18 protein-coding genes and 2 tRNA genes are annotated in these 19,016 nt (G+C 72.0%); 12 read left to right on the top strand and 8 right to left on the bottom strand.

Annotated features, from left to right (window positions below):
• Positions 1-37: 37 nt before the first annotated feature.
• Positions 38-113 (bottom strand) — tRNA-His (locus ACQ1X7_RS04855).
• A gap of 46 nt (positions 114-159) precedes the next feature.
• Positions 160-774, bottom strand: a complete 615-nt coding sequence (gene orn / locus ACQ1X7_RS04850; protein WP_432477741.1) for an oligoribonuclease — start codon at positions 772-774, stop codon at positions 160-162.
• 103 nt (positions 775-877) lie between these two features.
• Between orn and ACQ1X7_RS04845 the strand changes: the two genes are divergently transcribed.
• The 7 genes from ACQ1X7_RS04845 to ACQ1X7_RS04815 all read left to right on the top strand — a co-directional run bounded on the left by ACQ1X7_RS04845 (position 878) and on the right by ACQ1X7_RS04815 (position 5,636).
• Positions 878-1,348, top strand: a complete 471-nt coding sequence (locus tag ACQ1X7_RS04845; RefSeq protein ID WP_432477037.1) for a MauE/DoxX family redox-associated membrane protein — start codon at positions 878-880, stop codon at positions 1,346-1,348.
• On the top strand, positions 1,348-2,085 hold the full coding sequence (locus ACQ1X7_RS04840) for a DsbA family protein (protein ID WP_432477036.1): 738 nt from the start codon (positions 1,348-1,350) through the stop codon (positions 2,083-2,085). Before ACQ1X7_RS04845 ends, ACQ1X7_RS04840 begins: the two co-directional genes overlap by 1 nt.
• 48 nt (positions 2,086-2,133) lie before the next feature.
• The gene (locus ACQ1X7_RS04835) at positions 2,134-3,153 is read left to right on the top strand and encodes an adenosine deaminase (protein ID WP_432477035.1); all 1,020 of its coding nucleotides are present in this window, start codon (positions 2,134-2,136) and stop codon (positions 3,151-3,153) included.
• 146 nt (positions 3,154-3,299) lie between these two features.
• Positions 3,300-3,944 (top strand): response regulator transcription factor, encoded by a 645-nt coding sequence (locus ACQ1X7_RS04830; RefSeq protein ID WP_432477034.1) that lies wholly within the window; start codon positions 3,300-3,302, stop codon positions 3,942-3,944.
• Between the two features lie 406 nt (positions 3,945-4,350).
• A complete protein-coding gene (locus ACQ1X7_RS04825; RefSeq protein WP_432477033.1) occupies positions 4,351-4,554 on the top strand; it encodes a DUF2945 domain-containing protein in 204 nt (67 codons plus the stop codon).
• Positions 4,555-4,577: 23 nt separating this feature from the next.
• Positions 4,578-4,913: a hypothetical protein gene (locus ACQ1X7_RS04820; protein ID WP_432477032.1), complete on the top strand. Its 336-nt coding sequence runs from the start codon at positions 4,578-4,580 to the stop codon at positions 4,911-4,913.
• A gap of 93 nt (positions 4,914-5,006) precedes the next feature.
• A complete protein-coding gene (locus tag ACQ1X7_RS04815; protein WP_432477031.1) occupies positions 5,007-5,636 on the top strand; it encodes a LuxR C-terminal-related transcriptional regulator in 630 nt (209 codons plus the stop codon).
• Positions 5,637-5,676: 40 nt separating this feature from the next.
• Here ACQ1X7_RS04815 and ACQ1X7_RS04810 read toward each other — a convergent pair.
• From ACQ1X7_RS04810 to ACQ1X7_RS04800, 3 genes are all read right to left on the bottom strand, one after another.
• A tRNA-Arg gene (locus ACQ1X7_RS04810) sits at positions 5,677-5,750 on the bottom strand.
• 41 nt (positions 5,751-5,791) lie between these two features.
• Positions 5,792-7,411 (bottom strand): DHA2 family efflux MFS transporter permease subunit, encoded by a 1,620-nt coding sequence (locus ACQ1X7_RS04805; RefSeq protein ID WP_432477030.1) that lies wholly within the window; start codon positions 7,409-7,411, stop codon positions 5,792-5,794.
• A 43-nt stretch (positions 7,412-7,454) separates the two neighbouring features.
• Positions 7,455-8,837, bottom strand: a complete 1,383-nt coding sequence (locus ACQ1X7_RS04800; protein WP_432477029.1) for an aminopeptidase P family protein — start codon at positions 8,835-8,837, stop codon at positions 7,455-7,457.
• A 59-nt stretch (positions 8,838-8,896) separates the two neighbouring features.
• Between ACQ1X7_RS04800 and ACQ1X7_RS04795 the strand changes: the two genes are divergently transcribed.
• From ACQ1X7_RS04795 to ettA, 5 genes are all read left to right on the top strand, one after another.
• Positions 8,897-10,015: a PrsW family intramembrane metalloprotease gene (locus tag ACQ1X7_RS04795; protein WP_432477028.1), complete on the top strand. Its 1,119-nt coding sequence runs from the start codon at positions 8,897-8,899 to the stop codon at positions 10,013-10,015.
• 52 nt (positions 10,016-10,067) lie between these two features.
• A complete protein-coding gene (locus ACQ1X7_RS04790; RefSeq protein WP_432477027.1) occupies positions 10,068-11,810 on the top strand; it encodes a dynamin family protein in 1,743 nt (580 codons plus the stop codon).
• A 37-nt stretch (positions 11,811-11,847) separates the two neighbouring features.
• A complete protein-coding gene (locus tag ACQ1X7_RS04785; protein WP_432477026.1) occupies positions 11,848-13,503 on the top strand; it encodes a GTPase in 1,656 nt (551 codons plus the stop codon).
• Between the two features lie 159 nt (positions 13,504-13,662).
• Positions 13,663-14,079 carry a single-stranded DNA-binding protein gene (locus tag ACQ1X7_RS04780; RefSeq protein ID WP_432477025.1) on the top strand — a complete coding sequence of 139 codons (417 nt, stop codon included), beginning with the start codon at positions 13,663-13,665 and terminating at the stop codon, positions 14,077-14,079.
• Positions 14,080-14,145: 66 nt separating this feature from the next.
• Positions 14,146-15,828: an energy-dependent translational throttle protein EttA gene (gene ettA, locus ACQ1X7_RS04775; protein ID WP_432477024.1), complete on the top strand. Its 1,683-nt coding sequence runs from the start codon at positions 14,146-14,148 to the stop codon at positions 15,826-15,828.
• A gap of 17 nt (positions 15,829-15,845) precedes the next feature.
• On the opposite strand, the gene ACQ1X7_RS04770 is transcribed toward ettA, so the two are convergent.
• The 3 genes from ACQ1X7_RS04770 to ACQ1X7_RS04760 all read right to left on the bottom strand — a co-directional run bounded on the left by ACQ1X7_RS04770 (position 15,846) and on the right by ACQ1X7_RS04760 (position 18,828).
• Positions 15,846-16,364: a MarR family winged helix-turn-helix transcriptional regulator gene (locus ACQ1X7_RS04770; RefSeq protein WP_432477023.1), complete on the bottom strand. Its 519-nt coding sequence runs from the start codon at positions 16,362-16,364 to the stop codon at positions 15,846-15,848.
• Positions 16,365-16,444: 80 nt separating this feature from the next.
• A complete protein-coding gene (locus ACQ1X7_RS04765) occupies positions 16,445-17,659 on the bottom strand; it encodes an acetyl-CoA C-acetyltransferase (RefSeq protein WP_432477022.1) in 1,215 nt (404 codons plus the stop codon).
• Positions 17,660-17,727: 68 nt separating this feature from the next.
• Positions 17,728-18,828, bottom strand: a complete 1,101-nt coding sequence (locus tag ACQ1X7_RS04760) for an endonuclease/exonuclease/phosphatase family protein (protein WP_432477021.1) — start codon at positions 18,826-18,828, stop codon at positions 17,728-17,730.
• Positions 18,829-19,016 lie beyond the last annotated feature (188 nt).

Raw genomic sequence — 19,016 nt, 5'->3', positions numbered from 1 at the left:
CAGGGCCCCGGCACGGAGCCGGGGCCCTGCAGATGTCTGGGGTGAGCGACGGGGCTTGAACCCGCGACCCTCGCGACCACAACGCGATGCTCTACCAGCTGAGCTACGCCCACCATGGAGGAACCCCGGACAGCGCCGGGGGCCGGGACGAGTGTAGCCCTAGGGGGCCGTCGGCTCCTCATCGGGAGACGCGTCCTCACCGAGCCCGGTGAGCGACCCGCCGTGCCGGGCCGCGATCTCGCGGGCGGCGTCGGAGTCGGGGCCCGGCGGCGGCACGAACACCGCCTCGCGGTAGTAGCGCAGCTCCTCGATGCTCTCCTGGATGTCGGCGAGCGCGCGGTGGTTGCCGCGCTTGGGCGGCGACTGGAAGTAGGCCCGTGGGTACCAGCGCCGCGAGAGCTCCTTGATCGAGCTGACGTCGACGATCCGGTAGTGGAGGAACGTCTCCAGGGCCGGCATGTCGCGGGCGAGGAACGACCGGTCGGTGGCGACCGTGTTGCCGGCGAGCGGCGGTCGGCTGCCCTCCTCGCAGTGCTCGCGCACGTAGACGAGCACCTGCTCCTCGGCCTCGGCCAGCGTGATGCCCGAGGCGAGGTGGTCGAGCAGCCCGGACTTCTGGTGCATCTCGCGGACGAAGTCGCCCATCTGGTCCAGCGCCTCGGCCGGCGGCTTGACGACCAGGTCGACCCCCTCGCCGAGCACGTTGAGGTCGAAGTCGGTCACCAGTGCGGCCACCTCGATGAGGGCGTCGGACACCAGGTCGAGCCCGGTCATCTCGCAGTCGATCCAGACGAGTCGGTCGTTCACGAGGGGTCACCCTACGCTGGTCCCCGATGCCCTCAGGATCCGTTCAGAACCCATGCGTACGGTCGCGCCCGTGAAGGACTGGATCGGGCTGGTGGCGCGCCTGGTGACCGGCGGGGTGTGGATCGTCGCCGGGGGCCTCAAGCTCCCGGACCCCGCCGCCAGCGTCCGCGCCGTCCGCGCGTACGAGCTGCTGCCCGAGGCGGTGGTCCCGACCGTGGGCTACCTGCTGCCCGCTCTCGAGGTCGTCGTCGGGGTGCTGCTCGTCCTCGGGCTGCTGACCAGGGCGGCCGCGGCGGTGTCGAGCCTGCTGTTCGTGGCGTTCGTGATCGGGATCGCGGCGGCCTGGGCGCGGGGGCTCGAGATCGACTGCGGCTGCTTCGGCGGCGGTGGCTACCAGGCCGGCGCCTCCGAGGAGTACCCGTGGGAGATCGCCCGCGACGTCGGCTTGCTGATCCTGTCATTGTGGCTGGTGGTGAGGCCGGCGACGCGGTGGTCCCTGGACGGGGTGCTGTTCCGGTCGAGTCGAGAAGGAGAGACGTGATGTCGAAGAAGGCGGCCGCGCAGAGCCGGGCGGAGCGAGCGGCAGCGGTGGTCAACGAGCAGCGGCGTCGCGAACGGCGGCGCCGTACGGGGATCATCGCGGCCGTCGTGGTGGCCGTCGTCGCCGTCCTCGTCGTGGCGCTCGTGCTCGGCAACCGGAGCGACACCTCGGGAGAGGCCGCCGACCAGACGCCCAGCGGCGTCGACGACTACACCGTGACGGTGGGGGAGGCCGACGCGCCGACCGTGATCACGGTGTACGAGGACCCGCAGTGCCCGATCTGCGCAGCCTTCGAGGGGCAGGTCGGCGAACCGGTCGCCCAGGCGGTGGAGGCGGGTGACGTCCGGGTCGACTACCGGATCGTGTCGTTCCTCGACCAGGCGTCCGAGAACGAGTACTCCTCGCGCGCCGCCAACGCGCTGTACGCCGTGCAGGACGTCGCGGGCGCGGAGGCGTTCGCCGAGATGCACCGGATCCTGTTCGAGAACCAGCCCGCCGAGGGCAGCGCCGGTCCCGAGGACGACCAGCTCGTCGAATGGGCGGTCGAGGCGGGCGCCGACGAGGCCGAGGTGCGGCCGCTGATCGAGGACAGGGTCTTCGAGCAGTTCGTCGTGAACGCCACCGACCAGATGTCGAAGAACGGCGTCACCGGTACCCCGACGGTCCTTATCGACGGCGAGAAGGTGGGGGAGAACCCGCAGGAGGCGGCCCAGGCGGTGCTCGACGCGGTCGGGTGAGGCCCGCCGGTTGGGGCTCTCGGGCCCTCCGCTGACACACTCCGGCAGGTGAGCCTCACCGACTTCATCGCCGGGCTGCCCAAGGCCGAGCTGCACGTCCACCACGTCGGCTCGGCCGGTCCGCGGATCGTGTCCGAGCTGGCGGAGCGGCACCCGGGCGTCGTCCCGTCCGACCCCGACCGGCTCCGGGAGTTCTTCGCCTTCCGCGACTTCGCCCACTTCATCGAGGTCTACCTCGCGGTCGTCGACCTGATCCGCACCCCCGACGACGTCCGGACGCTCACCTACGAGGTGGCGCGCGACATGACGACCCAGGGCCTGCGGTACGCCGAACTGACCTGTACGCCGTACACCTCGGTGCTGCGGGGGATCCCGATCGAGGCCTACACCGAGGCCATCGAGGACGCCCGGGTGGCGGCCGAGCGCGACCTCGGCCTGGTGCTGCGGTGGATCTACGACATCCCGGGGGAGTCGGGGCTGCCCGCGGCCGACGCGACCCTCACCTACGCGCTCGACCACGGCCCGGACACCCTGGTCGGCTTCGGCCTCGGCGGACCCGAGATCGGCGTCCCGAGGTCGCAGTTCCAGCCGCACTTCGACGCGGCCCGGGCGGCCGGCCTGCGCAGCGTCCCCCACGCCGGGGAGACGACCGGGCCGGAGACCGTGTGGGAGGCGTGCCGCCTGCTCGGCGCCGAGCGGATCGGCCACGGCATCAGCGCCGCCCAGGACGACGACCTGCTCGCCCACCTCGCTGCCGAGGGCATCACCCTCGAGGTCTGCCCGTCGTCGAACGTGGCGACCCGCGCGGTCGAGCGGCTCGAGGACCATCCGCTCGCTGACCTCGTCGCCGCCGGCGTCCCGGTGACCATCAGCTCCGACGATCCTCCGATGTTCGGCACCACGCTGGTGCGCGAGTACGAGGTGGCCGCCGACCTGCTCGGCCTCGACTCGGAGGGGGTCGCCGAGCTCGCACGCCAGGCGGTGCGGGCGTCGTTCGCGCCCGAGCACGTGAGGGCGTCGCTGACGGCCGAGATCGACGCCTGGACGGCGGCGTACGACGCGCGCTGACCGGGGGCGCGCGGTGGCCGACGAAAGTACGGGCCCCGCGAGCTCATACATCGCGGGGCCACCCCATGTGTAGCCGTCTCCGCAGGTGAGCCCGGGGATTTCCCGGGCGTGTCGCGCCGCTGTGCCCGGTGGCGTATTTTCGGTCCATGCAGCCCGTGCGGATCGCCATCGCCAACGACTACGAGATCGTGGTGGCCGGCGTCGCTTCCCTCCTCGCGCGCTACGGCGACCGGGTGCGGGTGGTCGAGCTGAGCGCCAACATGCAGGTCGCCAGCGACGTCGACGTTGTGCTCTACGACACCTTCGGCCAGGTCCAGGGCGACGGGTTCGACCTCGACGACCTGCTCCACGGCAGCAGCGCGAAGGTCGCGGTGTTCAGCTGGAACGTGCAGCCCGAGCTCGTCGAGCGTGCGCTCGCCCGCGGCGTCCGGGGCTACCTGTCCAAGGCGTTGACGGCCGAGGAGATCGTCGCCGGCCTGGAGGCGATCCACCGGGGTGAAATCGTCACCGAGATGTTGCCCCTGGAGGGCGAGGGCGGCGAGAGCGGGGCGTGGCCGGGCCGGGAGCTCGGGCTGACCCAGCGCGAGTCGGAGGTGCTCGCCCTGATCACCCAGGGTCTCACCAACCAGGAGATCGCGGACAAGGCCTACATCAGCATCAACTCGGTCAAGACCTACGTCCGGACGGCGTACCGCAAGATCGGTGTCTCGCGTCGCTCCCAGGCGGTCAGCTGGGGCATCGACCACGGCTTCCGGCCGCAGCGCGCCCGCAGGGTCGGCGTCGACGCCTGACCGCCGGCAGACGAGGTCGGCTCGGCTCTGGTCGCACCCGTGCCTCGGGCGTACAGTCGCAGCAGGCACTTCGAGGTGCCACCGGACCCGGCGCCCAGGGCAGGTGGCCCAGCGATTCCCCTCGTTCCTGCCCTGGACGTCGAGAACCCCGTTGGCGTGGGTGGACGAGATCGACGACTCATGAGAGCGGTCCGGCCGGGCGTTCCGGGTGACCGGCGGAGCGCGACGGTGGACCCTCTCGACGCTCGTCGCGTCGGGGTCCGGGACGCGTGCGAACGCGCCCGAGTCTAGGGCGACACGACGTCGCTGCCAACCGTGTGCGGCGGCCCGGCCGACCCTCTCAAAGGGTGTGGTGGTCGGTCGGCCTGCCTTGCTTGGGTGAGGGCCCGACCACGCAGGAGGGCTGATGGGATTGCGGAAGGGCGACGACGTCGCGTGGAACACGCCGCAGGGTGAGACGACCGGCACGATCGTGGAGCGCCGGACCTCCGACTTCCAGTTCGAGGGGCAGCAGTTCCGCGCGAGCGAGGCCGAGCCGGCGTTCATCGTGGAGTCGGACAAGACCGGCGCCCGCGCCGCGCACAAGGCGGACGGGTTGAGCAAGCGGTGAGGCGGCGACCGCTCAGCAGGCTGATGGCGCTCGCGACGAGCGGGTACGCCGTCTACGCGCTGGTCCGGCCCGGGCACCTCGCGCGGGCCCTCGACGCACCGCCCCGGCAGGCCGCGTGGCTGGATGCGCTGGCCCGCACCTACGGGGTGCGTGACCTGTCCACCTCGGCCCTGCTGCTCTCCTCCGATCCGGCCCTCGCCCGGGCGGCGTGCGCACTGCGGATCGCCGGCGACCTGGGTGACTGCGCGGTCCTCACCGCGACGGCGTCCGACCCCGCCGTACGCCGTAAGGTGGCCGGCGTCACGCTGGGCTGGGCGGCACTCAACGCGCTCGCCTGGTGGTACGACGAACGCCCCTGAACCCCTTCTGACCTGCGCGTTCCCGGATGGTGGACGACGCAGTCCGCCGATTTCACCCGAAAGGATGGTCTCAGGGTGTCGTAGGTTCGGGCCGTGCATCCTGTCAGAACTGCCATCCTCGACGAGCACGAGATCGACGTCGCCGGAGTGTCCGCCGTGCTCGGCCGCTTCGACGACCGGATCCGGCTCGTCGACCCCACCCAGCAGCAACCCGTCGACGTGATCCTCTACGGCGTCCGTGAGCAGCGCCCCGGCCATGACGCCGAGCTGCACCTGCTGCTGCGCGACCAGCCGGCGACCGTGATCGTCCTCGGCTGGGGGCCCGACGCGCCGCAGGTCGACTGGGCGCTGTCCTGCGGCGCCCACGGCCGGCTCTCGAAGACCATGACCGGCGAGCAGATCGTGAACGGTGTCGAGACCATTCACCGGGGGCGCGACCGCTCCGCGGTCCTGCCGCTCGACGGCCGGTGCCACCCCGGACTCCTCGACGTCGGGCTCACGCCCCGCGAGCTGGAGGTGCTGACCCTGATCACCCGGGGCCTCACCAACCAGGAGATCGCCGACGAGATCTTCATCAGCATCAACTCGGTCAAGACCTACGTCCGTACCGCCTACCGCAAGATCGGGGTTCTGCGTCGCGCCCAGGCGGTCAGCTGGGGCGTCCAGCACGGCCTCGCCGTCGAGACCGCCGGCGTCCGCGAGCTCGCCGCCCCGGTCGTGTGACGGCGTACGCCTGAAGCGCCCCCTGAAGCACACCCTGAAGCGCCCCCGCCAGGATTCGAACCTGGGACCCGCGGATTAGAAGGCCGCTGCTCTGTCCAGCTGAGCTACGGGGGCCGGCCGCGCCATTGTGGCGTACGACGGCCCCGCGAGGCGGGTCAGCCTCCGGGAACGTCGGCCTGCCGCGGTCCCGCGGCGTCCTGAGTCGTCACGGGCCGGACCAGGCGGCCGACCACAACGGCTGCCGCGACCGCGAGCACGCTCACGAAGACGAAGGTGACGGCGTAGCCGAACTCCGAGGCCTCGAGTGCGGAGACGAGGTACATGCTCACCTCGGGGTCGAAGCTGTCGGGATGCAGCCCGGTCTGCTCGGCCGCGATGATGTCCGCCCGCAGACGTTCCAGCTGAGCGGTGCTGGCATCGGCGATCGGACTGGCGTCGATGTCGGCGTGCAGGCGGTTCACGTAGGTGGCGTGGAACACCGTGTAGAGGACCGCGATCCCGAGGGCGCCGCCGAACTGCTCGGCGGTGGCCGACACCCCGGATGCCTGGCCGTGCTCGGTGGCCGGCACGGTGTCCAGGCTCACCGGGTCATTGACCGTCAGGACAAGGGCGAGGCCGGTTCCGTAGACCAGCAGCCCGGGCAGCAACAGCCAGTAGTTGGTGGTCAGCACTCCGGCCGCGAGGAGCAGACCGGACAGGGCGAGCACACCGAAGCCGCTGACAAGTGGCACCCTGCCACCTACCTTGTCGTACCAGCGCCCGGCCAACGGCGCGACGACGACCATCGGCACGGTGGCGGGAATCAGGGCGAGCCCGGCCAACCCGGGATCCATGCCGAGGTTGAGGATGAGGACGAGGGGGAAGATGATCCCCAGACCCATCTCCGCCATGCCACCCACTCCCTGGCTGATCACCGCCCCGCGGTAGTTCGGATACCGACGGAGCAGCGCGAAGTCCATGAGGGGGTTCTCGGTGCGGCGCTCGAGCCACACGAACAAGACCGCTGCCAGCACGCTGCCCAGCAGCGGTACGAGCACGCCGGGTGATCCCCAGCCCCACGTCTGGGACTGGGCGACGGCGAAGATCAGCCCGGCCAGGGCAACCGACAGCAGGACGGTCCCGGCGAGGTCGATGCTGCGGGAGTCCGTCCGACGGGAGTCGGGAGCGACCGCCCGCATCGCGATGATCACCGCGGCCACGGCCAGCGGCACGTTGACCAGCAGCACGAACCGCCAGCCGAGGGTGGAAGTGAGGGCGCCGCCCACGGTCGGCCCGAGAGCACCCGCGACGGCGGCCGCGCCGCCCATCGTGCCGAGCGCGCGGCCTCGCTCGGCGCCCGGGAACGCCGCGCTGATGATGGCGATCGTCGTGGGCAGCATCAGCGCGCCCCCCACTCCCTGGAACACCCGGAACGTGAGCAGGATCTCGAAGTCGGGCGCGAGCCCGGCCAGGGCGGACGAGATCGCGAAGATGGTGGAGCCCACGACGAACACCCGTCGGCGGCCGAAGAGGTCGGCGAGCCGCCCACCGAGGACGAGCAGACCCGCGAGCGGGAGCAGGCTGGCGTTCAGCACCCACTGCACCGGCTGGGAACCGACCCCGAACTCGCTCATGATGCTCGGCAGCGCGAGGGGGACCGCGGTCTGGTCCACCAGGACCATGGCGTTGGCCGCCGTCATCGAGACCAGGACCAGGGTCCGGGTGGTGGACGGGCCGGCCCCGGCCTCCGGCCGGGTCACCCTCACCTCGATCCCCCCGATTGCATGCCCAGGCACGCTACCTGCGTGCGCGGCATCCGATCTGGGTCAGATCGGGTGGTCAGCCGCGGAGCGCGCCCATCCACTCCTCGACGTCGGTCGAGGTGCGGGGGAGGGACGCGGACAGGTTCCGGTGGCCCTCGGCGGTGACCAGGATGTCGTCCTCGATCCGGATCCCGATGCCGCGCAGCTCCTCGGGGACCAGCAGGTCGTCCTCCTGGAAGTACAACCCCGGCTCGACGGTGAGGACGTAGCCCTCGTCGAGGGTGCCGTTGCGGTAGGCGTCGTCGGAGGCCCGGCCGCAGTCGTGGACGTCGAGCCCCAGCATGTGGCTGGTGCCGTGGAGGGTCCACCGCGCGTAGACCTTGTTGTCGGGGTCGAGCGCCTCCGCGGCCGGCACGGGCAGCAGGCCCATCCCCTCGAGCCCGTGGGCCAGCACCTCCATCGCGGCGTCGTGGGCGGCGAGGAACGGTACGCCGGGGCGGACCGCCTGGATGCCGGCCTCCTGGGCGGCGAGGACCAGGTCGTAGAGCTCGCGCTGCAGCGGGGTGAACGTGCCGTCGACGGGCAGCGTCCGGGTCACGTCGGCGGTGTAGAGGCTCCGGTTCTCGACGCCCATGTCGAGCAGCACCAGCTCGCCCGGGGTGATCGGGCCGGTGTTGTCGATCCAGTGCAGCGTCGTGGCGTGCTTGCCGCCGCCGACGATCGAGTCGTAGCCGATGTCGTTGCCCATGGCCCGGGCCCGGCGGAAGAAGGTGCCCTCGATCCAGCGCTCGCCGTACTCCAGGACCCGGTCCCACTCGCGGACCGAGTCCTCGAAGCCGAGCGCCGTGATGTCGCACGCCTCCTGCAGCTGCTCGATCTCCCACTCGTCCTTGACCAGCCGCATCTCGGACGCGACCCGCGCCAGCTCGGCGTCGGTGGTCAGGTCACGGGTCTTGGCCCCCGCCAGGTCGGGCAGGTCGTCGATGTGGCGCACCTCGAGGCCGAGCGAGGTGGAGAGCTCGTGGGTGGACGGCCGGCGGCCGGCCCAGAGCTCGCCGTACTGCCGGTCCCGGAAGAACTCGTCGGTGTCGCGCGCCGAGCGAGGTCGCGCGTAGAGGACGGACTCGCCGGCACCGGTGGAGTCGGAGTCGACGACCAGGACGGCGTCGCTGGTCTGGTTGCCGGAGTAGTAGGTGTGGGCGGTGTCGGAGCGGAACCGGTAGTCGGTGTCGTTGGACCGCACCTTGAACGTGCCGGCGGGCAGCACCAGCCGCTCGCCGGGGAAGTTCGCGGCCAGCCGGGCGCGACGCTGGGCGGCGAGGTCGGCCACGGGGTGCCGTGGCAGGTCGAGGTCGCGATCGCCCCAGCCGGTCCGCATGAACTTCTGCCAGGCCTCGGGGACCTTGGGGTCGTGGGACTCGGTGCGGGGCTGGCCGTCGTTCTGGTCTGCGTCGCTCACGCGCGTCACTCTACGCCGACCGCACAGGCCCGCGAACCCGCCCAAGTAGGCTGCCCGCCATGCAGAGACCAGCTCGGGGGAACGTCGCGTTCACCGTCGTCGTCACCGCGCTGGTGTGCCTCGGTGCCCTCCCTGTGCTGGTCCTGCTGGCCCTGTCGGGGGCACCTTCCTCGCTGCTCCTCGCGACGGTCCTGGCGGCGCTGCCGGTGGGTCCGCTGGTGGCCTGCTACCTGTGGCTCGACCGCTACGAGCCCGAGCCGCGGTGGCTGCTCGCCCTCGGCCTGCTGTGGGGCGGTTTCGTGGCGACGGCCGGCGCCCTCCTCGTCCAGGGACTCGGTGGCTGGGTGATCGGGTTCACCGAGGAGGAGTCGCTCGCGCTGGTGGCGCCGGTGACCGAGGAGTTCACCAAGGGGTTGTTCCTGGTGCTGCTGCTGTGGTGGCGCCGCAACGAGCTCGACGGGATCCTCGACGGCATCGTCTACGCCGGCATGGTCGGCATCGGTTTCGCCTTCATCGAGAACATCCTCTACCTGGCGGCCGCCTACAACGGCAGCGACGGGATGGCCGGCGGCCCCGGCGCGCTCACGTCGGTGTTCGTGGTCCGCTGCCTGGTCAGCCCGTTCGCGCACCCCCTCTTCACCACGTTCACCGGCATCGGCGTCGGGATCGCGGTCAACAGCCGCAGCCGCGCCGTCCGTGTCGTCGCCCCCCTTGCCGGGTACGCCGTCGCGGTGGTCGCGCACGCGATCTGGAACGCGTCGACGCTCTCCGGGTTCAGCGGATTCGTCGGCACCTACCTCGCCCTCATGGCCCCCGTCTTCGTCGGCATGGTCGCGCTCGCGGTGTGGGCCCGGCGCTCCGAGCAGCGGATGCTCGTCGCCTCGCTCACCGACGCCGCCGAGCGCGGGCTGATCCCGGCCACCGACATCGGCTGGCTGGTGAGCCTGCAGGCCCGGCGTACCAGTCGTGCCCACGCGCTGGAGCTCGGCGGGCCCCCGGCCCAGGCCGCGATGCGGGACTACCAGCAGGCCGCGATCGAGCTCGGGTTCCTCCACCACCGCTACCTGCGCGGCACGCCGCCACCCGACTTCGCCGAGCGGGGCCAGCTCTACGTGCAGCGGATCGCGGCCGTGCGGCCGTTCGTGGTCTTCCCCGGACAGGTGGTCCCCAGCAGATGATCCACCCCATTCGAATACTCACTTCGTTCCGTTTCGAACAGGGACCCCGGAAATGACCGAGAACACCGCTTCCCCCCAGATGGTGACCGCCCTGGTGCAGCTGCGCCAGGCGCTCCAGGACACCCCGCTGCCGCTCGAGCTCCCCGGCGTCGCCGAGGAGCGGACGTCCCGGGCCGAGATGGTCGACCAGCTCGAGGACTACGTGATCCCGCGGCTGATGACCCTCGAGGCGCCACTGCTCACCGTGGTCGGTGGCTCGACCGGAGCCGGCAAGTCCACGCTGGTCAACTCGCTCGCCGGACGCCGGGTGACCGAGCACGGCGTCCTCCGGCCGACGACCCGGTCGCCGGTCCTGGTCCACCACCCCGACGACGCCGAGTGGTTCGGCCAGGCCCGGCTGCTCCACGAGCTCGAACGGGTCGACCGGCCCACCACCGACCCCGGCGCCCTGCAGCTGGTGCCGGTCGAGGACGTCCCGTCCGGGCTCGCCATCCTCGACGCCCCCGACATCGACTCCGTCGAGGAGCAGAACCGGACCCTCGCCGCGCAGCTGCTGGCCGCGGCCGACCTCTGGCTGTTCGTCACCTCGGCGGCGCGGTACGCCGACCAGGTGCCGTGGGGCTTCCTGCGCCAGGCCGCCGACCGCTCGGCCGCGGTCGCCGTGGTCCTCGACCGCACCCCGCCCGAGGCGATCGACACCGTCTCCAGCCACCTGGCGCGGATGCTCGCCAGCCGTGGCCTCAAGGACTCGCCGCTGTTCGTCGTCACCGAGGGAGCGGTGAGCGAGGACGGGCTGCTCCCCGCCGAGGCGGTCGCCGACATCAGGGGCTGGCTCGAGTCGCTGGCCGCCGACGCCGAGGCGCGGGGGATGGTCGTCCGGCAGACCCTCGAGGGCGCCGTCCGGACGCTCGCCCGCCGTACCCACGGCGTGGCCGACGCGGCCGGCGAGCAGGCCGCGACCTGGCAACGGCTGCGTGACGGCGTCGACACGGCGTACGACAGCGCGATCGAGCAGGTCGACCACGCCAGCGCCGACGGGACGCTGCTGCGGGGCGAGGTGCTGGCCCGGTGGCAGGAGTTCGTCGGTACCGGCGAGCTGCTGAAGTCGCTGGAGAACCGGGTCGGGCGGATCCGCGACCGGGTGGTCAACGCCGTCCGCGGTCGTCCGCAGCAGGCCGAGCGGGTGACCGTGGCGGTCGAGTCGGGGTTGGAGACGCTGCTGCTGGAGCACGCCGAGGCGGCCGCCGAGCGGGCCGAGGCGTCGTGGCAGGGGCTCGCCGCCGGACAGGCGCTCCTCGCCGACGCCGGCGAGGACCTCGGCCGCGCCTCCCGCGACTTCCGGCGCCGGGCCGAGCGGACCGTGCGCGACTGGCAGCAGGACGTGCTGGCGATGGTCCGCTCCGAGGGAGCCGACAAGCGCGGCACCGCCCGTTTCCTGGCGTACGGCGTCAACGGGCTCGGCGTGGCCGTGATGATCGTGGTGTTCGCCCACACCGGCGGGATGCTCGCCGGCGCCGAGGCCGGCGTCGCCGGTGGTGCGGCGATCCTGGCGCAGAAGCTGCTGGAGGCGGTGTTCGGCGACCAGGCCGTCCGCACCCTCGCGGAGCGGGCGCGGCGTGACCTGGAGGCCCGGACCCGCACCCTGCTCGATGCGGAGCGGCGGCGTTTCACCGACCTCCTCGACTCCGTCGCGGTCGACCCGGCCGCCCCCGACCGGCTCCGCGGCGCGGCCCGTCGCGTCGACGACCTGCGGTTCGCGGCAGCGGGTTCGGGATCCGGCGACCCTGACCAATAGGCTTGCCCTCCAACGACGGGGATCACCGAGGGAGACCATGACGTCCTTGCTGGAGGGGGCCAGGAGGCTGGTCACCCGGGGCACCGACATCGGCCGCCGCATCGAGGGGCTCGACGCTGCCACCACCGCGGCTCGCGGGCACCTCGACGACGCCCTGGTCGACGAGGCCGCCGCCGTCGTCGAGCGCGCCTCCGGCCGGCTGCGGCTCTCGGCCGACCACACCGTCGTGGCCCTCGCCGGGGCGACCGGCTCCGGCAAGTCGTCGACCTTCAACGCCCTCAACGGCCTCGACCTCGCCGCGGTCGGTGTCCGCCGCCCCACCACCTCCTGGACCACCGCCTGCGTCTGGGGCGACGAGGGCGCCGACGAGCTCCTCGACTGGCTCGGCATCCCGCAGCGGCACCGCACCGTGCGCGACTCGATGCTCGACACCGGTCGCGAGGACCGGCCGCTCGACGGCGTGGTCCTGCTCGACCTCCCCGACCACGACTCGACCGAGGTGTCCCACCACCTCGAGGTCGACCGGCTGGTCGCCCTCGCCGACCTGATGGTGTGGATCCTCGACCCGCAGAAGTACGCCGACGCGGCGGTCCACGACCGCTACCTCGCGCCGATGGCCAGCCACCGGGAGGTGGTGCTGGTCGTGCTCAACCACCTCGACACGGTGCCCGAGTCACGCCGCGACGCGATGCTCGCCGACATCCGCCGGCTGCTCGACGACGACGGGCTCGCCGACGTGCCCGTTCTCGGCATCAGCGCGCGCGAGGGCACCGGCATCGCCGAGCTCCGCGGCGAGATCGCCCGACGGGTGGCGACGAAGAAGGTCACCCGGACCAGGCTTGCGGCCGACCTGCGGGCGGCCGCCGAGCGGATCGACGAGGCCACCGGCCGAGCCCGGGTCGACCGGCTCTCGAAGGAGCGCGTGGCCGCGCTCGACGACGCGGTCGCCGAGGCCGCCGGGGTGCCCACGGTGGTCGACGCCGTCGAGCAGTCGACCCGGATCCGGGCCAACCGGGCCACCGGCTGGCCCGTCACTGCGTGGCTGTCCCGGCTCCGGCCCGACCCGCTCAAGCGGCTCCACCTGGACCTGGGGTCGGAGGGCAAGCAGCTCACCGGCGCGGCCCGCACCTCGGTGCCGGAGGCCAGCCAGGTGCAGCGCGCCCGCGTCGACACCGAGGTGCGGGCCCTGGCCGATGACGCGTCGGCGGGGATGGCCCGGCCGTGGGCGGCCGCCGTACGACGGGCCTCGACGTCGCAGCTGGAGGAGCTCGGCGACCGGCTCGACGCGGCCCTCGGCGGGACCGACCTCGGTGCGGCCCGGATCCCGTGGTGGGCGGGGGCGGTGCGCCTGCTCCAGTGGCTGCTGATCCTCGCCGCCATCGGTGGCGGCGTGTGGCTCGCCGTGCTGGCCGTGATGGGCTACCTGCAGCTGCCGGAGCCGTCGACACCTGCGTGGCGCGGGTCCCCGCTGCCCACCCTGCTGCTGCTCGGTGGGGTGCTGCTGGGGGTCCTGCTGGCGCTGGTGTGCCGGGTGCTCGTGTCGGTGACCGCGCGCCGCCGGGCCCGCACCGCCGACCAACGGCTGCGCCGCGCGATCGGCGAGGTCTCCGACGAGCTGGTGGTGCAGCCGGTCCAGTCCGTCCTCGCGTCGTACGCCGAGGTGCGCGCCGGCCTGGAGAAGGCGCTCGGCTGAGCAGCGTCGGCGCCCGACGCGCCACCTGCTGTCCACAGCCGGGCTCGGTGGGTCGGCCTTCCACAGCCCTCGTCCGGCGCGGTGCTCGCTGTCGTCGGCTCCTCGCAGTCTGGGCGTGCGCGGCCACCCGGTCGCCCGACAACACAGAGGAGACACCCGATGAACGAGTCCATGGTCACCTTCCAGGGGTGGCTCGGTGGTGACGTCCGCATCCAGCAGGCCGGCGGCGTGGTGGTCGCCCGGTTCCGCGTCGCCAGCACGCCCCGGAGGTTCAACCGGTCGACGGGGGAGTGGCACGACGGACCGACGCAGTGGTACTCCGTGAGCGCCTGGCGCGCCCTCGGCGACCACTGCGCGGCCTCGCTGCGCCGCGGTGACCCGGTGGTGGTCCACGGGCGGCTGACACAGTCCAGCTGGGTCAACCAGGAGAGGGTCGAGATGACCTCGCTCGAGGTCGACGCGAGCTTCGTCGGTCACGACCTCAACCGCGGCACGAGCGCCTTCACCCGCAACGGCGGCCGGACGGCCGGAGAGTCCGCCGCCGACTCCCCGGAGCCGCGGGACCGGGTGGCCTGACCGGGCGCCGGCACCCGTCGCACCGGATTGGGAGCCGGGCCGACACGCCCCGTAGGCTCCATGAACATGGCTGACTACGTCTTCACCCTGCGCAACGTGCGGAAGGCCCACGGCGACAAGGTGGTCCTCGACAACGTCACGCTGTCGTTCCTGCACGGCGCCAAGATCGGTGTCGTCGGCCCCAACGGCACGGGCAAGTCCTCGCTGCTGAAGATCATGGCCGGGCTCGACCAGCCCAACAACGGCGACGCGATCATCGACCCCGAGGCGACCGTCGGGATGCTGCAGCAGGAGCCGCCGCTCACCGAGGGCCGGACGGTGCAGGAGAACGTCGAGGAGGCGGTCGGCGAGATCAAGCGCAAGCTCGACCGGTTCAACGAGATCTCCGAGGCGCTCGGCGACCCCGATGCCGACTACGACACGCTGCTCGCCGAGATGGGCGACCTGCAGACCGACCTCGACCACGCCGGCGCGTGGGACCTCGACAGCCGGCTCGACCAGGCGATGGACGCCCTGCGGTGCCCGCCGCCAGAGGCCCTCGTCGACAACCTCTCCGGTGGCGAACGGCGCCGCGTGGCGCTGTGCAAGCTGCTGCTCCAGCAGCCCGACCTGCTGCTGCTCGACGAGCCCACCAACCACCTCGACGCCGAGTCGGTGCAGTGGCTGGAGGGCCACCTGGCCAACTACCCCGGCTGTGTCCTGGCCGTCACCCACGACCGCTACTTCCTCGACAACGTCGCGCAGTGGATCCTCGAGCTCGACCGCGGCAAGACCCACCCCTACGAGGGCAACTACTCGACCTACCTCGAGACCAAGAAGGAGCGCCTCAAGATCGAGGGGCAGAAGGACGTCAAGCGTGCCCGGATGCTCGAGAAGGAGCTGGAGTGGGTGCGCTCCAACCCGAAGGCGCGCCAGGCCAAGAGCAAGTCGCGTCTGGCCCGCTACGAGGAGATGGCGGCCGAGGCCGACCGGATGCGCAAGATCGACACCTCCGAGATCAACATCCCGGCCGGCCCCCGGCTCGGCGACGTGGTGCTGGAGGCCAAGGGGCTCACCAAGGGCTTCGACAACCGGCCGCTCATGCACGACCTGTCCTTCACGCTGCCCCGCGCCGGCATCGTCGGCGTCATCGGCCCGAACGGCGTCGGCAAGACCACGCTGTTCCGGATGATCACCGGCCAGGAGCAGCCCGACGCCGGTGACCTCTCGGTCGGCCAGACCGTCAAGGTGTCCTACGTCGACCAGAGCCGCGGCGGCATCGACGGCCAGAAGAACGTCTGGGAGGTCGTCTCCGACGGCCTCGACTTCATCAAGGTCGCGAACTTCGAGATGAACTCCCGTGCCTACGTGGCGTCTTTCGGCTTCAAGGGCCCCGACCAGCAGAAGAAGGCCGGCGTCCTCTCCGGCGGCGAGCGCAACCGGCTCAACCTGGCGCTGACACTCAAGATGGGCGGCAACCTGCTGCTGCTCGACGAGCCGACCAACGACCTCGACGTCGAGACCCTGTCGTCGCTCGAGGACGCCCTGCTCGACTTCCCGGGTTGTGCCGTGGTCACCTCCCACGACCGGTGGTTCCTCGACCGCATCGCCACCCACATCCTGGCGTGGGAGGGCGACGACGAGGACCCGGCCAAGTGGTTCTGGTTCGAGGGCAACTTCGCGGCGTACGAGGAGAACAAGGTGGAGCGGCTGGGTGCCGAGGCGGCCCGGCCCCACCGGGTCACCCACCGTCGGCTCACCCGCGACTGACCGAGTCCCGCGAGGGCTCAGCCGGAGGTGTCCCCGCCGTCCGGCTCGCCCTCGCGGATCTCCATCTCGGGGTGCCCGGCGATGAGGTGGTCCGAGACGAGGTTCATCACCCGGCCCACCGTCCGGAAGTCCTCGGCCGACGTCAGGTCGACGAGGTGCTCGCGCACCCCGGTCACGTGGGTGGGCGCCATCGTCTCCAGGAGCCGCATGCCCTCCTCGGTCATGGTGCAGTCGACGCCGCGGCCGTCGTCGGGTGACCGGTCCCGCTTCACCAGGCCGGCCGCCTCGAGCCGTTTGACCGTGTGCGTGACCCGGCTGCGACTGTGGCGCACCGAGTCGGCGAGCTGCGCCATCCGCAGCCGCCACCCGTCGGTCTCGGAGAGCCGGACCAGGATCTCGTACTCGGCGAGCGAGATCCCGTGGCGTCGGTGGAGGTCGCTGTCGAGCCGGTCGAACAGCAGGGTCGTCCCGAGCACCAGTGCTCGCCAGTGCTGCTGCTCCTCAGCGTCGAGCCACCGGACCCCCGTGTCGTCCATGGCGCGCACCCTATCGCCGGACGACCGTCCTCACCCGGATCCGGCGTGTCGACACCGTGCGGTGAGCGCGGCCGGCTCGGTCACAGCCGCTCGAGGACCAGCGCCATCCCCTGGCCACCGCCGACGCACATCGTGATCAGGCCGGTCGACTTGTCGTGCCAGTCCAGGCTGTTGAGCATGGTGTTCTGCAGCCGCGCGCCGGTCATGCCGAACGGGTGGCCGACGGCGATGGCGCCGCCGTTGACGTTGAGCCGGTCCAGGTCGATGCCGAGGTCCTGGTAGGACGGGACCACCTGGGCGGCGAAGGCCTCGTTGATCTCGACCAGGTCGATGTCGCCGATCGACATCCCGGCATGCGCGAGCGCCCGCCGAGTCGCCTCGACCGGGCCCAGGCCCATGATCTCGGGGGAGAGGCCGCTGACCCCGGTGGACACGATGCGGGCCAGCGGGGTCAGGCCCAGCTCCGCGGCCCTGGTGTCGGACATGATGACGACCGCGGCCGCGCCGTCGTTGAGCGGGCAGCAGTTGGCCGCCGTGACGACCCCGTCGGGGCGGAAGACGGGGTCGAGCTGGGAGGCGCCCTCGATCGTGACACCGGGGCGGGGACCGTCGTCGGCGGTCACCTGGACGCCGTCGGGGGTGGTCACGGGCGTGATCTCGCGCGCCCAGAAGCCGTCCGCGATCGCCTTCTCGGCGAGGTTCTGGCTGCGGACGCCGAACTCGTCGAGCTCCTGCCGGGTGAGACCGCGGAGCCGGGCGACGTTCTCGGCGGTCTGCCCCATCGCGATGTACACGTCGGGAACCGCGCCGTCCTCGCGAGGGTCGTGCCAGTCCTGACCCCCCTGCGCGGTCTTCTCCGTGCGCGCCATCGCGTCCGCGAACTCGGGGTTCCGGGTGTCCGGCCAGTGGTCCGAGGTGCCGTGGGCGAACCGCGACACCATCTCCACGCCCGCCGAGACGAAGACGTCACCCTCGCCGGCCTTGATGGCGTGGAACGCCATCCGCGTGGTCTGCACCGACGAGGCGCAGTAGCGGGTGATCGTGGCCCCGGGTACGTCGTCCATGCCGTTGAGGACGTTCACGACCCGCGCCATGTTGAAGCCCTGCTCACCCCCGGGGAGCCCGCATCCGAGGTAGACGTCGTCGACCGTCGAGCGATCGAGGGCGGGCACCTGGTCGAGGGCCGCCCCGACGATGGTCGCGGCGAGGTCGTCGGGCCGCAGGTCCTTCAGCGAACCCTTGTTCGCCCGCCCGATCGGTGAGCGGGCAGCGGACACGATGACGGCCTGGGGCATGCGGGTGGCTCCTCGGGGTGGACGACCTGGCAGTCCACCCTAGGACACCCCCGGAGGGTGCCCGGTCGTCAGCCCCGAGGGCCCCGGGCGGGCCGCGGGAGCCGCAGCTCGGCGACGACGCCCGCGTGGTCGGAGGGCCACAGGTCGGGGGTCCCTCCCGTACGGTCGTCCTCCTCCTCGCCGATGACCTCCACCTCGGACGCGCGCACTCCCGCCCCACGGTGGAGCACGTAGTCGATCCGGTGGGTGATCTCGTCGGGGTCGTCGAGGGAGGCGCTCTGCCCGGAGGTCCAGCCCCCGGTGATGTCGTGCCGCTCGGCCCACGCGTCGACGTACCCGGCGTCGCGGAAGTCCTCGTAGGTGCTGTCGAGGGTGCAGGGGTCGGTGTCCTGGGGGCAGGTGTTGAGGTCGCCCAGCACGACCACGGGGTACGGCGAGTCGGCGAGGGCGGCGATCAGCTCGCGGCCCTGGAGCTCGCGGACGACCCGACCGCCGAACGCCTCCAGGTGCGTGTTGGCGAGGCGGACGCGCGTGCCCCGGACCTTGACGTCGACGCTCGACCAACCACGGGGGACGGCGATCGGCCCGATCGCCGACGGCAGGGTCAGGGTCGCCTGGAACAGGGCGGACGTCGCGTGGGAGACCTTGACCCGCGGCACCACGTCGGACCGCGCGAGGATGACGTCGCGGTCCAGGAACGACGCCTGCTCGGTCTGGCTGATCGGGACCGGCTGGGTCGTGCCGAAGTTCGCGTTCGTGGCCACCGCCTCGTAGTGGAGGCCTCGGGCGGCCAGGGCGTCGAGCAGGATCGGCAGGAAGTCGTACGTCGTCTCGAGGGGCCCACCCAGCGGCCCCTTGCTCCACACGGCGACCTCCTGGAGGCCGACGATGTCGGGCCCGCGGGCAGCGAGCTGGTCGGCGATGGCCTCCGCGCGGCGCGGGAAGTCGGTGTGCTCCATCTGCGCGTAGACGGCGCCGGCCGCCGCGACGAACTGCTGCTGGTCCTGCGCCGTGAACAGGGGCGTGAGGTCGGCGCCCAGGTAGACGTTGTACGTCGCGACCGTGAGTGCACGTGGTGGCGCACCCTTTCCCGGGGCCGCCGATGCCGGTGGTGCGGCGAGCGCCAGCCCCACGACCAGCGCGACCACCGCCGCGACTCCGCGCCCCATCCACCGCCCTGTTCGTGCCATCGCCGATCCCTCCCCTGGATCCCGCCACGCCGAGGTGCTGTCCCGAGGCTCAGCAGTATGCCCTGTGGAGAGGACAATTCTGACCCCCGAAGTGTCAGTGGTGGCGGCTTGAATGGGTCCATGACCACCACCGCTCCCGTCGAGCTTCCGGACACCGCGTCCGGGGT

The organism is Nocardioides sp. GXQ0305 (genome assembly GCF_050880345.1).
GTDB lineage: Bacteria > Actinomycetota > Actinomycetes > Propionibacteriales > Nocardioidaceae > Nocardioides.
This window is presented reverse-complemented; position numbering and strand designations above follow the sequence as displayed.

Excerpts from the sequence above, each read along its gene's own strand:
- ACQ1X7_RS04790 (WP_432477027.1), top strand. The coding sequence starts at position 10,068 with ATGACCGAGAACACCGCTTCCCCCCAGATGGTGACCGCCCTGGTGCAG.
- ACQ1X7_RS04770 (WP_432477023.1), bottom strand. The coding sequence starts at position 16,364 with ATGGACGACACGGGGGTCCGGTGGCTCGACGCTGAGGAGCAGCAGCAC.
- ACQ1X7_RS04795 (WP_432477028.1), top strand. The coding sequence starts at position 8,897 with ATGCAGAGACCAGCTCGGGGGAACGTCGCGTTCACCGTCGTCGTCACC.
- ACQ1X7_RS04765 (WP_432477022.1), bottom strand. The coding sequence starts at position 17,659 with ATGCCCCAGGCCGTCATCGTGTCCGCTGCCCGCTCACCGATCGGGCGG.
- ACQ1X7_RS04820 (WP_432477032.1), top strand. The coding sequence starts at position 4,578 with ATGGCGCTCGCGACGAGCGGGTACGCCGTCTACGCGCTGGTCCGGCCC.
- ACQ1X7_RS04780 (WP_432477025.1), top strand. The coding sequence starts at position 13,663 with ATGAACGAGTCCATGGTCACCTTCCAGGGGTGGCTCGGTGGTGACGTC.
- ettA (WP_432477024.1), top strand. The coding sequence starts at position 14,146 with ATGGCTGACTACGTCTTCACCCTGCGCAACGTGCGGAAGGCCCACGGC.
- ACQ1X7_RS04760 (WP_432477021.1), bottom strand. The coding sequence starts at position 18,828 with ATGGGGCGCGGAGTCGCGGCGGTGGTCGCGCTGGTCGTGGGGCTGGCG.
- ACQ1X7_RS04785 (WP_432477026.1), top strand. The coding sequence starts at position 11,848 with ATGACGTCCTTGCTGGAGGGGGCCAGGAGGCTGGTCACCCGGGGCACC.
- ACQ1X7_RS04830 (WP_432477034.1), top strand. The coding sequence starts at position 3,300 with ATGCAGCCCGTGCGGATCGCCATCGCCAACGACTACGAGATCGTGGTG.
- ACQ1X7_RS04825 (WP_432477033.1), top strand. The coding sequence starts at position 4,351 with ATGGGATTGCGGAAGGGCGACGACGTCGCGTGGAACACGCCGCAGGGT.
- orn (WP_432477741.1), bottom strand. The coding sequence starts at position 774 with ATGACCGGGCTCGACCTGGTGTCCGACGCCCTCATCGAGGTGGCCGCA.
- ACQ1X7_RS04840 (WP_432477036.1), top strand. The coding sequence starts at position 1,348 with ATGTCGAAGAAGGCGGCCGCGCAGAGCCGGGCGGAGCGAGCGGCAGCG.